Below are 13928 nucleotides of genomic sequence, written 5' to 3' on the forward strand. Positions count from 1 at the left end.
CGCACCGCACGCCACCGCCACCGCCACCGCCACCGCCACCGCCGCCGCACCGCGCCGCACCGCACGCCACCGCCACCGCCACCGCCACCGCACCGCACCGCACCGCACCGCACCGCACCGCACCGAGAACGACGAAAGCCCCGTCACCGCAAGGAGCAGTGACGGGGCCTCGGCGGCAACAAGAACTCAGCGGGCGGCGGCGGCCTCGGGGAAGAGGGTGCGGAGGAGGTCGGACATGGTGACCACGCCGAGGAACCCGGCCGCCGGGTCGGAGCCTGCAGCACCGGTGACCACCGCGAGGTGGTTGCGGGTGCGGCGCATCGTCTCCAGACCGGACGAGATCGGCGTGTCCGCGGGCAGTTCCAGCACCGGGCGCAGATGGTCGGCAGCGGGCCGATCGGCGGGGTCGGTAAGGGTGTCGCGGACGTGCACCAACCCGCCGATGGTCGTCCCGTCGGTCCGGCGGGCAGCCCGCACCAGGATCCGCAGGTGCCCGGAGTCCAGCGACAGCCGTTGCACCTCGCCCACTGTCGCGTCCGCCGCCACCGCGGTCGGCCGGCGGGCCGGGTCGAGCAGGTCGCCGACCGTCAGCTCGGTGAGGTCCAGTGCGCCGGAGAGTCTCTCGGAGTATCCGGCGGACAGTGCACCGACGTTTGCCGAGTGCTCCACCAGCGCGCGCAGCCCACTGGCGTCCTGACCCGTGGCGGCCTCCTCCACCGGCTCCACACCCACCTTGCGGACGCACCAGTTCGCCATCCGGTTGAGCGCGATCAGCGCGGGCCGGAAGACGAACATGAAGGCGCGCATGGGGATCGCCAGCAGGATCGAGGACCGTTCCGGGTGCGCGATCGCCCACGACTTCGGGGCCATCTCGCCGACCACCAGGTGCAGGAAGGTGACCAGGATCAGCGCCAGCACGAACGCCAGCACGTCGGCCACCCAGAGCGCGATGCCCCAGGCCTCGAACACCGGCGTGAGGGCATGGTGCACCGCAGGTTTCGTCAGCGCACCCAGCGCCAGCGTGCACGCGGTGATGCCCAGCTGGGATCCGGCCAGCACCACGGTCAGCTCCGCGGAGCTGCGCAGCGCGGCACGCGCCGACCGGCTGGTCACCGCCGCGTCCTCCAGCCGGTGCCGCTTCGCGGCGAGCAACGCGAACTCGACCGCGACGAAGAAGGCACTGAGCACGATGATCAGCGCGGTCACCGCGGTGACCACCCAGGGGTTGCTCATCGGGACACCTCCTGCGAAGGCTCTTCCACGTCGACCACCGGACCGGGCAGTTCCAGTGAGATACGGACGGACGACGGCACGTGCCGGTCGATCTCCAGCACCTCGACCCGCAGCACCGGCGCCACCGGCTCGTCGTCGTGCGCGAAGTCGGCGGGATCCGGCGGCAGCTCGACCTCGACCACCTGGCCGAGCGCGGGGAAGGTGCCGTTCGCCTCGATGACCAGGCCGGCGACGGTCTCCTGGTCGGTCTCCGGCAGGTCGTGGCCGATCAGCCGCTCCAGCTCGTCGAGCGGCAGGTCACCGGCGACCGTCCGCGATCCGTCGGCCTCCGGTGCGGCGGAATCGGTCTCGTCCGGACCGTCGTGCTCGTCACCGATCTCGCCGACCAGTTCCTCGGCGAGGTCTTCGGCGGCCAGCACGCCGGCGAAGCCGCCGTACTCGTCGATCACGCAGGCCAGCTGGTTGCGGGTGGAGACGAGCTGGGTCAGCGCGTCGGGCAGCCGCATGGTGTCCGGCAGCAGCAGCGGCGGGCGCGCGAGATCACCGGCGGTGCGGGCGGTCCCGCCGTCCAGGCGGTGCGCCAGCACGTCCTGCAGCATGACCACACCGAGCACCCGGTCCTCGTCGTCCAGCACCGGGTAGCGGGAGTGCCCCTCCTGCATGCGTTCCAGCACGGTGGACAGCGGCACGTCCGGCGCCAGGGTGCCGGTCCGGGACCGCGGGATCATCGCGTGCTCGACGGTGCGCTCGGGGAAGTCCAGCACCCGGTCGAGCAGCATCGACAGCTCCGGCGGCAGGTCGCCGCTCTCCCGCGAGTCGGCGACGATGTGCTCGAGGTCGCGCTGGGTGGCCGAGTGCTCGACGTCGTGCACCGGCTCGATCCGCAGCGCCTTGAGCAGCAGGTTCGACGCGTGGTCGAACACCGAGATCAACCAGCCGAAGACGGCCAGGTAGATCTTGGTCGAGCGGGACAGCGCGACCGCGATCGGCTCGGGTCTCGCGATCGACAGATTCTTCGGGAAGAGCTCGCCGAAGAGCATCTGGATGAAGGTGGACAGGCCCAGCGCCAGGATCGTGCCGATGGTGATGCCGATGGCCTCCGGCACCTGCACGCCGCCGAGCGCCGACCCGACGGCCTCGCCGATCAGCGGCTCGGCGACGTACCCCACCAGCAGGCCGGTGACGGTGATGCCGAGCTGCGCCCCGGAGAGCATGAACGAGGTGCGGCGGGTGACGGCAAGGGCGCGGGCGGCGCCGGGATCACCGGCAGCGGCGGCGGCCTTGAGGCGCGACCGGTCGACCGACATGTACGCGAATTCCTGCGCCACGAAGTAGGCGGTGGCGGCGGTGATCGCGAGCACGATCAGCAGGCCGACCAGCAGTGACAGCGGCCAGATCATCGGGGGAACTCACCCCCGCGACCGGCCGCCCGGGGCGGCTGGGTACTCCCGGGTCCTTCGTCGGCGGAACCCTCGCCGGTGCTGCTGGCGTCCTCCAGGGACGGTCCGGTACTGCTGCCCTCGCCCATGTCGCCTTTCGCAATGGTCCGGGCCGGCTGTCGGCCCTTCATCCGCGCAACGGCGGAGCGTCCCCGTGGGTTCCCGCACCGAAGAAGATCACGCGAACAAGGTGCTCGGGGTGACGCCGGCGAACTGCTTCACCTCGCGGGACAGGTGTGCCTGGTCGCTGTAGCCGGCGGAGCGGGCGAGATCGGCCAGCGCCGGGGCGCCGTCGGCCGTCCCGAGGCGGACCGCCCGGCGGAAGCGCAGGATCCTGGCCAGCACCCGCGGGCCGTAGCCGAACACCCGGTCCGACTCGCGCAGCAACTGCCGGGGGCTCCACCCCAGGTCGTCGGCCAGGGCACCGACCGACCCGCCACCGGCCATGACGCGGCGGGTGTGCACGATCCACGGGGTGGTCGGAGGCACCAGGGACTCCAACACCTCGTACGGATCGCCCGCCAGCAGCCGGTCGCGCAGCCGGCGCACCCGGGAGGCCGGCCAGAGGTCGGCGAGCGGCACCCGGGCGTCCCGCAGGGCCGAGGCCGGGACACCGAGGGCGCCGGGCGCGGTCCCCGGTGGCAGCCGCAGCGCCAGGTACTCCTCGTCGCTCGCCAATGGCGTGACCTGCGCGGACAGGTCGGGTCCGGCCACCTTCAGCACATCTCCGACCATCATCAGATCCATGCACCCGTCCGGCAGCACCCGGGCCTGCCCTGGCGCCCCAGCGGTGCGGCTCCAGCGCACGGCGCCGGGGATCCGGGACGGACGTTCGAGGTACACGTCACCAGTGTTCCCCTTTCCAGCAGGTGTGACCGTGCCGACCACCGGTCACTGACCGCACATGCCGATCAGGACCTTCGGGGTCGAGGAAGAGCTGCTGCTGGTGCACCCGGCCGACGGGAGCCCGGCCCCGTTGGGCGACCAGGTGGTGCAGGCGGCGTCGATGGACCCGGAGGCCTTCGGCATCGAGCACGAGTTCAAACGGGAGCAGGCGGAGATCGGGTCGGATCCCCGGACCACCGCCGCGGAACTGCTCGACGACCTGCGCGCCCGACGGCGACGTGCAGCGGAGGTCGCCGAGGGTGTGGGCGCCAGGATCGCGGCGCTGGCCACCCATCCCTTCCCGGTCCGGCCGACCCCGACCGCGGACGAGCGGTACCTGCGGATGACCGCGGAGTTCGGCTGGGTGGCGCGGCAGCAGCTGACCTGCGGGCAGCACGTGCACGTCGGCATCTCCTCGCGCGAGGAGGGCGTCGCCGCGCTGGACCGGATCCGGCCGTGGCTGGCGACAGTGGTGGCGCTGTCGGCGAACTCGCCGTTCTGGCAGGGCCGGCCGTCGGGCTACCACAGCTACCGGACGCTGGCCTGGAGCCTGTGGCCGACGTCGGGCCCGACCGAACTCTTCGGCGACCCGGCCGGCTACGACCGGGCCATCGCCGAGCTCATCGCCTCCGGCGCGGCGATGGACGACGGGATGATCTACTTCGACGCCCGGCTGTCCGCGAAGTACCCGACGCTGGAGATCCGGGTCGCCGATGTGTGCACCGACGTCCGCGACTCGGTGCTGATCGCGGTGCTCTGCCGGGCCCTGGTCTCCACCGCGATCAACGACTGGCAGGACGGACGACCGGCCCCGGACGTGCGCACCGACCTGCTGCAGGGCGCCGCATGGCGGGCGGCGAGGTTCGGCCTGTCCGGGCAGCTGGTGGACGTCGCGGCCCGGACCACCGTGCCGGCCGCGGAACTGCTCGGCACCCTGCTGCAGCACCTGACCCCGGAACTGGACCGCACCGGTGACCTGGAGTACGCCCGGGCGGGGCTGGCCCGGCTGCTCGCCGACGGCACCGGCGCGTCCCGCCAGCTCGCCGTGCACGACGCGACGGGCGAGCTGTCCGCCGTGGTCGCCGACGCCGCCGACCGCACCGTCGGCTGACGACGCGCCGGAGAGCGTCAGGCGCGCAGCACCTTCTCCATCTTCTTGCCCTTGTAGAGCTCGTCGACCAGCTTGTCGAGATACCGGATCTGCTGCATCAGCGGGTCCTCGATCTCCTCGACCCGCATCCCGCAGATGACACCCTTGATCTGACCGACGTTCTCGTTCATCGTCGCGGCGGCGAAGAAGTCCTGGAAGGTGGTCCCGGAGTCGAGGTGACGCCGCAGCGTCGCGTCGTCGAAACCGGTGAGCCACTCGATGATCTCGTCCAACTCCGCGCTGGTGTGACCCTTGCGCTCCAGCTTGGTCACGTAGAGCGGATAGACGTCCTTGACCGCGGTCGTGAAGATCCTGTGCACGCCCGCCAGCCTAGGTCCCGTCAGAGGGCGGCGTACAGGTCGACGCCGAACCCGTCCGGGTCGGTCAGGCTCGCGTAGCGCTGGCCCCAGGGCGCGTCGAACGGTTCCAGGGCGCCGGCGTACCCGGCCGCGGTCATCGACGCGTACGCCTCGTTCACCGCCGCCGGGTCGGCGGCCCGGAATGCCAGCCCGGCACGGCCCGGACCGGCCGGTGGCACATCGCCGTGCAACGACCGCGCGACGTCCTCGGTGTCGAACATCAGCCGCATCCCGCTGGGCAGCACCGCCTCGGCGTGCGGGGCGGAGTCCGACTCGGCCGGGATCTCCAGGCCGAGGGCGCGGTAGAAGGCGAGAGTGGTCGCCATGTCGGTGACGACCAGGCCGAAGGCATCGGGGATGAGTTCCATGGGCCCAACCTAGGAGCCGGGACGCGGCCTGTCTTGAACGGATCGGACAGGCAGGTCATCGACAGGCGGGGCACAGGAACACGCCGAGCAACCCGGTGGCCGGGCAGGGCGTCCAGTTGCCGTGCCAGACATCGTGCGCCTGCTCGGCGGGTCCCTGGGCGCCGCCGCGGCGCTGCTCTCCGTCCTCGCGATCGGGATCGGGTTGGTGGTCGCCTGCTCCGGGCCACGGTCCGGCTCCGACCGGGTCCGGATCCTCGCCCGCACCGGGATCGTGGTCGGGGCGCTGGTCTGCGCAGTGCTGTTGTTCAGTCCGGTCGGCCGGACCGAGGCGCCCCGGGCGCTGGACCTCGACCTCTGGCAGACCATCGAGGGCGCCACGCAGCACCGCGTGCTGGCCTACCAGTTCGTCGGGAACCTGCTGCTGCTCACCTGGCTGGCCGTTCTGCTGCCGCTGGCCTCCCGCCGGATCGGCGCCGTCGGCTCCGTCCTCGTCTGTGCCGTGGTCAGTGTCACCGTCGAGGCGGTCCAGTACCTGATCGGTGTCGGCCGGGTCAGCTCGGTCGGTGACGTGTTCTGCAACGTGCTCGGCGCCGCAGTCGCCGCCGGCCTGTTCGCGCTGGTCCGGACGATGGTCCGCCCGGCGGCGGGGGTGCGGGCGGTAGCCTGACCCGGTGACCGTCCGGGCGGTACCGATCCTCGCGGCCCCCGATCTCGACGTGCTCGAGACCTTCTACCTGGCGCTGGGTTTCCGGCGCACCTACCGGCAGCAGCGACCCAACCCCTATCTGGCGATGGTCCGCGAGGGCCTCGATCTGCACTTCGCCGGCGTCCCCGCCCTCGACCCGGAGACCTCGCTGGGCAGCGTGCTGCTGTTGACCGAGGACACCCATGCACTGTTCGAGGCGTTCGCCGCCGGTCTGCGCGCGGAGTACGGCCGGCTGCCGATCACCGGGACACCACGCATCACCCGCCCCCGGGTCAAGCAAGGCATCGGCGGCGGGTTCACCGTGGTGGATCCCGGCGGCAACTGGCTGCGGGTCACCGCCACCCGGCCGGAGCCCGAAAGCCCGCCCGGTCTGTTCGACCGTGTGCTGCAGAACGCGGCACGACAGGGCGATGCCCGGGGCGACGTCCCCGCGGCGATCGGTGTGCTGGAGGCAGGTCTGCGCCGGCACCCGGACGCCGCGCCGGCGGACCTGCTCCCGGTGCTGGAGTACCTCGCCGAACTGCTGGTCCGCAGCGGTGACCAGGCGCGGGCGACCACGGTGCACGACCGGATCCGGTCCCTCGCCGGCGCGCGTGACGCGGGCGGGTGACGGCTGTCAGGCCTTTCGGCCACAGACACTTCGTGCAGCGAAGTAAACGACGTTACGTATCCGACTGAACACGTCGCGTATCAGAACGTCGTTCGACGACGGAAATGCACGATTTTCGCCCGTACAGGGGGCGTGATCCGCGAACGCTCACCGCGCGCTCCGGAGCCCTCCCTCGATCGCGTCACTGTTCCGCGTGACGCCGACCGATACGCCACGAACAGGTGGCCGATCTGCACACGCCCGGTGACCGGAACCGGGTGAGGCGTCAGAGATACGGAGCGTTGCGAAACACCGTTGCGTGATGACCACGGCCGCGCCGCGTCATCACCGATGTCGCACCCTCCGGCCCCGAAAGGCACTCCATGTCCCAGCACTCCCTCCCCCGTTCCGCAGACCGCTCCGCCGGCCGCCGTTTCGCGCCGATGATGGTCGTCGCCGGCATCGTCGGCGCGCTGCTGCTGTCGCTCTCGATGACCGGCACGCTGTCGGCGTTCACCGCGGCCATCACCAACACCACCAACACCGCCGGCTCCGGCACGCTGATCCTGCGGGAGGTCGGCGGCGCGAACTCGTGTGTCAGCTCCGACTCCACCGCCAGCTGCGCCACCATCAACAAGTACGGCGGCAGCACGACACTCGTCCCGAGCGACGGCGTCACCGGCGTCTCCACCACCACCGTGAACTTCACCAACACCGGTACCGCGACCGCGGCGTCCTTCACGCTGAAGGCCAACGCCTGCACGCAGTCCGGCACCGGCACCGCCACCACCTTCTGCAGCAAGCTCAACGTCAAGATCGCCACCGGCGCCACCACCCTGTTCAACGGCACCGCGACCGCGCTGGCCACCCAGACCGCCGCCACTCCGATCGCCGTCACCGTGCCCACCGCGAACGCCGGCAGCACCGTCGCGGTCACCTTCACCGTGTGGCTGGACAGCACCGCCGACAACACCTTCCAGGGCCTGCAGGCCTCGCAGCCGCTGGTCTGGACCCTCGCCTCCTGATCCCGCAGCAACCGCACCAGCCACAGCACCCACGGCACCCACGGCAAACGAGAAGGAGGAACCACGGATGATCCCGACCACCACGCAGCGGCGGTCGTTCCCGGTTCCCCGGATGCGGATGCCCTACCTGCTGCTGGGCGTCGGGGTGCTGGTCCTCGCCCTGGCCGGCCTCGGCTGGCGGCTGGCCGGCGGGAACTGGCTGATCGTCTCCACCCCGTCGATGGGCGAGGCCGCGCCCGTCGGCAGCCTGCTGATCACCCGGCCTGTCGATGCCGCGGAGATCTCCGTCGGCGACATCGTCACCTACCACTCGCCGATCAAGGCCGGCACCACCTACACCCACCGGGTCGTCTCGATCGACGCCTCCGGTGGCCTGCACACCAAGGGCGACGTCAATCCGGCCGAGGATCCGTGGACCCTGCACACCGCTGATCTGGTCGGCCTGGTGGTCGGGAACGTCTGGGGCGTCGGCTGGTTCGTCCGCGCGCTACCGGTGCTGCTGGTCGGCGGCATCGTGCTGCGGTTCGCCACCGCCCGCTGGGCCGGGCCGCGCACCCGGTCGCCGATCCGGGTGATGGGCAGCTCGCTGCTGTTCGCGGTCGCCGCCTACCTGTACGAGCCGTTCGTCCGGGTGGTGGGCATCGAGAACTACCAGGACGCCGACGGCATGCACCTCTCGGTCGTCTCGACAGGCCTCATCCCTGTGCGGGTCTCGGCCGACACCGGCGGCCATGTCGACCTGATCGACGGCCGGGTCGGCACCGTCGTCACCGACCCCGCCGAGGGGATCGACACCGTGCACCTGACCGCCACCGTGCACCTGAGCTGGGGTTGGTGGGCGCTGCTGGTGCTGCTCTGGCTCACCCCGCTGTGGTGGGCACTGCTCGTCGGTGACGGCACCGACCGGCCGCGATTCACCCCGGGGCGGCATCGGGCCGCGAGCGGGAGACGGGGGGCCCGACGGGCCGGGGTCGGTGCGGTGGCGGTCATCGCAGTCGTTGCCGTGGCGACACCGGCGACCGCAGCCGCGTTCTCGGCGGCGGTGACGAACACCGCGAACACCGCAGCGGCGAACCCGTGGTTCACCTGCCGGGCCGCGTATATCGGCACCGGCGCGTACTTCGCCTACCCGCTCGGCGATTTCACCATGGGCGGGTCGGCGGCCGATGTCTCCGGCAACAACCGCACCGGTACGTACGGCGGCGCCGGCAGCGCGTCGACCACCAAGGGATGCGCCCGGGACACCACCGGCTCGGTGAACTTCACCTCCATCACCATGCCCGGCTACGTCGCCACCCCGAACACCGCCGTGGTCAACCCGACCGTCTTCTCGCAGGAGATCTGGTTCCGGACAGGCACTCCCGGCGGCCGGCTGATCGGGTTCGGCAACGTACGGACCGGTACCACCTCCGGTCAGTACGATCGTCACCTGTTCATGAACAACTCCGGGCAGCTGGTCTTCGGCATCTACAACGGTGGTGTCAGGGTGGTCGTCAGCCCCGCGACCTACGCCGACAACACCTGGCACCAGGCCGTCACCACGCTCTCGTCGGCGGGGATGCGGCTGTACGTCGACGGCTCCCTGGTCGCGTCCGACGCGACCGCGACCACGCACGAGAACTTCACCGGTTACTGGCGTGTCGGCTGGGACAACCTCAGTGGCTGGGGCACCAACACGCCGACGAACTTCGCCTTCCTCGGCAGCCTGGCCTACGCCGCGGTGTACACCACGGCGCTGACCGCCACCCAGGTGCGGCAGCACTACGCCGCCGGCCGCTGAGGCCCGGTCGGAGCACTCAGCTCTTCCAGGCGCTCCACAGCGAGGCGTAGACACCGTCGAGGTCGAGAAGCTCTGCATGCGTGCCGGACTCGATGACCCGGCCGTGCTCCATCACCAGCACCCGGTCGGCGGTCTCGGCCTGGGTCAGCCGGTGCGCGATGGTCAGCGTGGTGCGGCCGTCCGTCACCAGACCGGCCGCCCGCTCCAGCTGCCGGGCACCGGCGGACCCCGCCTCGGCGGTCGCCTCGTCCAGCACCACGACGCCCGGCGCCGCGAGATCCACCCGGGCCAGCGCCAGGTGCTGGGCCTGGGCGGGGGTGAGAAGGCTGCCACCGTCGCCGATGTGGTGATCCAGGCCGGACCGGTCCCCGGCGCCCAGGCCGCGCACCCAGCCGGCCGCACCGAGCCGGTCCAGCACGGCCCACAGCCGCTCGTCGTCGGCGGTGGGAGCGGCCAGCGTCAGGTTGTCCCGGACGGTGCCGGCGAAGACGTGGGTCTCCTGGGTCACCAGGGCCACCGGCAGCGATTCTCCGCGGTGCGCCAGCACCTCGGCCAGCGGCCGGTCGCCGACGGTGATCCCACCGGCGGTCGGCACGATCCGGCCGGCCACGATCTGGCCCAGCGTCGACTTGCCGGCGCCGGTGGTCCCGACCACGGCGACGCGTTGCCCGGGACCGACGTCAAGCGTGACATCCTCCAGCACCCAACGATCCTCGACGTAGGCGTGACCGATGCCGTCCAGCCGGACCGCAGGCGCCCCCGGGGTGACCACACCGTCCGGCACCGGCGCCGGCGGCAGCGTGGCGACCCCGGCCAGCCGCGTCAACGAGGCGCCGGCCGACTGCACCTCGTCGAAGACCATCAGCACGACACCGATCGGGTTGAACAGCCGGTGGAACAGCAGCGCCGCCGCGGTCACCGCGCCGACCGTGGCCGGCGCACCGAGATCGCCACGGACGGCGAAGAACCCGGTCCCCAGGATCAGCAGCAGTCCGATCAGCTCCGAACGGTTGCTGCGCTGGCCGAAGCGGTTCAGCAGGTCCCACACCCGCAGCGTCAGACTGGCGGCCCGCCAGGAGGTGTCGGCGACCCGGGCGGCATGCCGCGAGCCCAGGCCGTAGGCACGGAGCGTGCCGGACCCGTGGATCGCGGTGACCAGTGCCTCCGCGCGCTCGCCGTTCGCCACCCGCTCCGCCCGGTAGAACGGGCCGGAGCGCGGCAGGTACCAGCGCAGACCGAACACGTAGAACGGCAGCGCGGCCAGCCCGGCGAGGCCGAGCCGCCAGTCCAGGGCGAACATGCCGGCGCCGGTGAAGACGATGGCCACGACCGACCGCATGAGCAGCGGGAAGACCTCGTTCAGGGACTCGGACAGCACCCGGACGTCGTCGCCGACCCGGGACAGCAGGTCACCCGCCCCGGCCCGCTCCACCCGCTGGTGGTCGAGATGCAGTGCGCGGTCGAGCACGTCCTCCCGGATCTGCGCGAGCGCCGGCTGACCGGCCCGCGCCAGGTAGGTGACCGACGCGGTGGTGGCGACGAACTCGACCGCGGCGGCGATGACCACCGCGGCCGCGCTCCACCAGACGACGCCCGCGGCATCGGCGGCGGAGTCGGTCACCGCGTTGACGATCTCGCCGAACGCCAGCGGCGCGACCACACCGGCCAGGCCGGACAGGGCGAACATCAGCAGGGCGACCACCAGGGTGCCGCGGCGACCGGCCAGCGCGGCCCAGGCCATCCGGCCGGCCTCCCGCGAGGTCGCGATCGGCAGCAGGTCGGCGCTCATCGCAGCACCGCCCCGGCGTAGTCGGCGTCGTGCACCAGGTCCGCGTGCACCCCGACGGAGACCGCGCGTCCGTCACGCACCACCACGACCCGGTCGGCCCGGGCGAGCAGGGCCGGGCTGGTGGTCAGCACCACGGTGGTGCGACGGTCGGGTCCCGAGTGCCGGTGCCGCACGATGCCCTCGGCGATCCGCACCTCGGTGACCGCGTCCACCGCGGTCGTCGGGTCGTCGAGCACCAGCACCGGCCGGTCGGCCGCCAGCGCGCGGGCGAGCGCGATCCGCTGCTGCTGCCCACCGGACAGGGTCACCCCGTTCGCCGCCACGTGCGCCTGCAGGCCCTCCGGCTGCAGCGCCACCACGTCGTCGGCGGCCGAGGCGACCAGCACCTGCTCCAGCCGCTCGGCAGTGAGATCACCTGCCGGATCGACGTTGTCGAGCAACGTGCCCTCGAACAGGTCCACCCGGTGCGGGCAGACCAGCAGCTGCGAGCGCAGTGTCGTGGAGGCCAGGTCACCGATCGGGATGCCGGCCAGCGATGCGGCGCCGTCCTGCGGCAGCTGTGCCCCCTGCAGCAGGCCGAGCACGGCGCCGGCCACGGCCGGGTCGTCGGCCACGACGGCGACGAACTCGCCGGGGGCCGCGTGCAGGTCCAGTCCGCGCAGCGGACCCGCGACGACCTCGTCCAGCCGCAGCTCCGCCGGCCCGGCCCGGTCCGGCAGGCCCGCAGCACCGTGGGTCTCCAACGGCGGGCAGTTCAGGAAGGTCACCAACCGGTCGGCCGCGGCCCGGGAGCCGGCCAGCGCCGAGATGGTGCCCGCCGCCTGCTGCAACGGCTCGGCAAGGAACTGCGCCAGCCCGATGACCGCGATCAGCTCGCCGATGGACAGCCGGCCGTCCACCGCGGCCAACCCGGCCAGCAGGGTGACCACCGCGAGGAAGACGAGGGAAGCACTGCCGGTGACCCCGTAGAGCAGGCCCTGCGACCGCGCCGTCGACACCCCGGCGGCGGCGGCCTCCCGGCTCGCCGCCCGGTAACGCCGCACCGCGGTGCGCTCGGCGCCGATGCCCTTCAGCGGCCGCAGCCCGGCGACCAGATCGGTCGCCAGCCCGGAGACCCCGGCGATCTTCTCCTGCGCCTCGGCGGTCCGCCGGCTCAGGGCCGGCGCCAGCCAGCGGGTGGTGAGCAGGACCAGGGGGGTGCCGACCGCCACCACGAGACCGAGCACCAGGTCGATCCGCAGCAGCAGCACCACCGCGACGACGAGGCCGCAGATCGCGGCGAACGCCTGGGCGAGCTGCCGCACCACGTAGGTGGACAGCTCGGCGTCGCCGGTGGCGAGCGAGAGCACCTCGCCCGGCTTGCGATCGGTGCGCAGCCCGTCGGGAGACAGGACCAGGTCGGCGATCTCGGTGCGGATGCGGTGGGTCTCGGTCTGCAGTACGCGCCAGCTGAGCCGGGCGCCGAACCGGTAGGAGAAACTCAGCACCGCGAAGAGGACGGCCATGCCGAGCACCGCGACGCCCAGTCCGGGCAGGTCGCCGGTGGCCACCACGCGGTCGATGACGATGCCGATGGCGACCGGCACCAGGGCCTCGCAGACCTGCCAGACCGAGATCAGCGCGCAGGCACCGGCCAGTCGCGCCCGGTGCCGGCGCAGCGTCCGCCGCAACAGGTCGTTCCCGGTGCGCAGCGGGAACACCGCTCCCGGCCCCGGCAGCGGGTGGTCACGCATCAGCACATCCATCGTTCTCGGGGACAGCCGGTCGCGCCGGCGCGGGTAAGGGTAGCCTACGAACGATGGGCTCCGGACTGCGCGGCCTGTCAGGTGCGCAGGTACGAGGCACCATTGAGGTCGAGCACCGCCCCGGACGCCCAGGCCGCGTCCGGCGAGGCCAGGTAGTGCACCGCGGCAGCGATCTCCTCCGGCGTTCCCACCCGGCCGAACGGGCTCTGCCCGCGCAGACCGTCACCGGCCGGGCCGGTCAGTTTCGCCTGCTGCCGTTCGGTCGAGACGAATCCCGGCGCCACTGATGTCACCGAGATGCCGTGCGGGGCAAGGCTGATCGCGATGGACTGGCCGAAGGCGTGCAGTGCGGCCTTGCTCGCGCCGTAGGCCGGGAAGTCCGGCTCGCCACGGAAGGCCCCGCGGGAGCCGACGTTGACGATCCGGCCGGGCACCCCCCGCTCGATCATCCGCCGGGCCACGCAGAAGGTGAGATCGGCGGCGCCGAACAGGTTCACCTCGACCATCTCGCGCCAGCTCCGCCGCCAGTCGCCGTAGGACGCGGTGTCGATGGGGTGCGCGGTGCCCACCGACGGCGCCGCCGCTGCGTTGTTCACCAGCACGTCGATGCCGCCGACCGCCGCATCGGCCTCGGCCGCGAGGTCGGCGATCCGGTCCGGATCCGTGAGATCGCCTTGCACCATGACGTGCCCGTCGCCGGCCAGTGCGGCGAGAGTCGTTGCGGCGCCGCCGTGATCGCCGCCGTAGTGCACGGCCACCCGGTCGCCAGCGGCGGCGAACGCGACGGCGATCGCCCGGCCGATGCCCTTGGACGCCCCGGTGACCAGCACACCTCTCATGCGCTCACCGTAGGTGCCCTC

Annotated in this window: 13 protein-coding genes; 5 read left to right on the top strand and 8 right to left on the bottom strand. The window is 72.3% G+C overall.

What is annotated here, in order from left to right; all coding sequences use genetic code 11:
- Window positions 1-186 precede the first annotated feature (186 nt).
- The 3 genes from GIS00_RS17440 to GIS00_RS29050 form a co-directional block, all read right to left on the bottom strand.
- Window positions 187-1233 carry a hemolysin family protein gene (locus GIS00_RS17440; protein WP_154769750.1) on the bottom strand — a complete coding sequence of 349 codons (1047 nt, stop codon included), beginning with the start codon at window positions 1231-1233 and terminating at the stop codon, window positions 187-189.
- Window positions 1230-2633, bottom strand: a complete 1404-nt coding sequence (locus GIS00_RS17445; protein ID WP_154769751.1) for a hemolysin family protein — start codon at window positions 2631-2633, stop codon at window positions 1230-1232. Before GIS00_RS17445 ends, GIS00_RS17440 begins: the two co-directional genes overlap by 4 nt.
- Window positions 2634-2849: 216 nt before the next feature.
- A complete protein-coding gene (locus GIS00_RS29050; RefSeq protein WP_322098075.1) occupies window positions 2850-3515 on the bottom strand; it encodes a helix-turn-helix domain-containing protein in 666 nt (221 codons plus the stop codon).
- A gap of 61 nt (window positions 3516-3576) precedes the next feature.
- On the opposite strand from GIS00_RS29050, the gene GIS00_RS17455 reads away from it, so the two are divergent.
- On the top strand, window positions 3577-4668 hold the full coding sequence (locus GIS00_RS17455) for a carboxylate-amine ligase (protein WP_154769752.1): 1092 nt from the start codon (window positions 3577-3579) through the stop codon (window positions 4666-4668).
- A 17-nt stretch (window positions 4669-4685) separates the two neighbouring features.
- Here GIS00_RS17455 and GIS00_RS17460 read toward each other — a convergent pair whose 3' ends face one another.
- Together GIS00_RS17460 and GIS00_RS17465 are read right to left on the bottom strand one after the other, a co-directional pair.
- Entirely contained in the window at window positions 4686-5027 is a 342-nt protein-coding gene (locus GIS00_RS17460) for a DUF2200 domain-containing protein (protein ID WP_322098076.1), read from the bottom strand.
- Window positions 5028-5047: 20 nt separating this feature from the next.
- Window positions 5048-5434 (bottom strand): VOC family protein, encoded by a 387-nt coding sequence (locus GIS00_RS17465; protein WP_196073335.1) that lies wholly within the window; start codon window positions 5432-5434, stop codon window positions 5048-5050.
- A gap of 121 nt (window positions 5435-5555) precedes the next feature.
- On the opposite strand from GIS00_RS17465, the gene GIS00_RS17470 reads away from it, so the two are divergent.
- The 4 genes from GIS00_RS17470 to GIS00_RS17485 all read left to right on the top strand — a co-directional run bounded on the left by GIS00_RS17470 (window position 5556) and on the right by GIS00_RS17485 (window position 9534).
- On the top strand, window positions 5556-6101 hold the full coding sequence (locus GIS00_RS17470; RefSeq protein ID WP_154769754.1) for a VanZ family protein: 546 nt from the start codon (window positions 5556-5558) through the stop codon (window positions 6099-6101).
- 4 nt (window positions 6102-6105) lie between these two features.
- Complete coding sequence (locus GIS00_RS17475; RefSeq protein WP_154769755.1) at window positions 6106-6750, top strand: VOC family protein; 645 nt, start codon at window positions 6106-6108, stop codon at window positions 6748-6750.
- Window positions 6751-7112: 362 nt separating this feature from the next.
- Window positions 7113-7754, top strand: a complete 642-nt coding sequence (locus GIS00_RS17480) for a hypothetical protein (RefSeq protein WP_154769756.1) — start codon at window positions 7113-7115, stop codon at window positions 7752-7754.
- Window positions 7755-7821: 67 nt separating this feature from the next.
- A complete protein-coding gene (locus tag GIS00_RS17485; RefSeq protein ID WP_154769757.1) occupies window positions 7822-9534 on the top strand; it encodes a signal peptidase I in 1713 nt (570 codons plus the stop codon).
- Window positions 9535-9550: 16 nt separating this feature from the next.
- Here the strand turns inward: GIS00_RS17485 and GIS00_RS17490 are convergent, their stop codons facing one another.
- The 3 genes from GIS00_RS17490 to GIS00_RS17500 all read right to left on the bottom strand — a co-directional run bounded on the left by GIS00_RS17490 (window position 9551) and on the right by GIS00_RS17500 (window position 13907).
- Window positions 9551-11323, bottom strand: coding sequence for an ABC transporter ATP-binding protein (locus GIS00_RS17490; protein ID WP_154769758.1), 1773 nt, complete (start codon window positions 11321-11323; stop codon window positions 9551-9553).
- Window positions 11320-13056: an ABC transporter transmembrane domain-containing protein gene (locus GIS00_RS17495; RefSeq protein WP_154769759.1), complete on the bottom strand. Its 1737-nt coding sequence runs from the start codon at window positions 13054-13056 to the stop codon at window positions 11320-11322. The genes GIS00_RS17490 and GIS00_RS17495 overlap by 4 nt, the downstream gene beginning before the upstream one ends.
- Before the next feature lie 89 nt (window positions 13057-13145).
- Window positions 13146-13907, bottom strand: coding sequence for an SDR family NAD(P)-dependent oxidoreductase (locus GIS00_RS17500; protein WP_154769760.1), 762 nt, complete (start codon window positions 13905-13907; stop codon window positions 13146-13148).
- Window positions 13908-13928: the final 21 nt, after the last annotated feature.

Origin of the sequence: Nakamurella alba (assembly GCF_009707545.1) — a bacterium.
Classification (GTDB): Bacteria; Actinomycetota; Actinomycetes; order Mycobacteriales; family Nakamurellaceae; genus Nakamurella; species Nakamurella alba.

What these genes read in the sequence shown, in the direction of transcription:
- GIS00_RS17455 (WP_154769752.1), top strand. Translation starts at nt 3,577, where the DNA reads ATGCCGATCAGGACCTTCGGGGTCGAGGAAGAGCTGCTGCTGGTGCAC.
- GIS00_RS17465 (WP_196073335.1), bottom strand. Translation starts at nt 5,434, where the DNA reads ATGGAACTCATCCCCGATGCCTTCGGCCTGGTCGTCACCGACATGGCG.
- GIS00_RS17490 (WP_154769758.1), bottom strand. Translation starts at nt 11,323, where the DNA reads ATGAGCGCCGACCTGCTGCCGATCGCGACCTCGCGGGAGGCCGGCCGG.
- GIS00_RS17440 (WP_154769750.1), bottom strand. Translation starts at nt 1,233, where the DNA reads ATGAGCAACCCCTGGGTGGTCACCGCGGTGACCGCGCTGATCATCGTG.
- GIS00_RS17480 (WP_154769756.1), top strand. Translation starts at nt 7,113, where the DNA reads ATGTCCCAGCACTCCCTCCCCCGTTCCGCAGACCGCTCCGCCGGCCGC.
- GIS00_RS17445 (WP_154769751.1), bottom strand. Translation starts at nt 2,633, where the DNA reads ATGATCTGGCCGCTGTCACTGCTGGTCGGCCTGCTGATCGTGCTCGCG.
- GIS00_RS17495 (WP_154769759.1), bottom strand. Translation starts at nt 13,056, where the DNA reads ATGCGTGACCACCCGCTGCCGGGGCCGGGAGCGGTGTTCCCGCTGCGC.
- GIS00_RS17485 (WP_154769757.1), top strand. Translation starts at nt 7,822, where the DNA reads ATGATCCCGACCACCACGCAGCGGCGGTCGTTCCCGGTTCCCCGGATG.
- GIS00_RS17500 (WP_154769760.1), bottom strand. Translation starts at nt 13,907, where the DNA reads ATGAGAGGTGTGCTGGTCACCGGGGCGTCCAAGGGCATCGGCCGGGCG.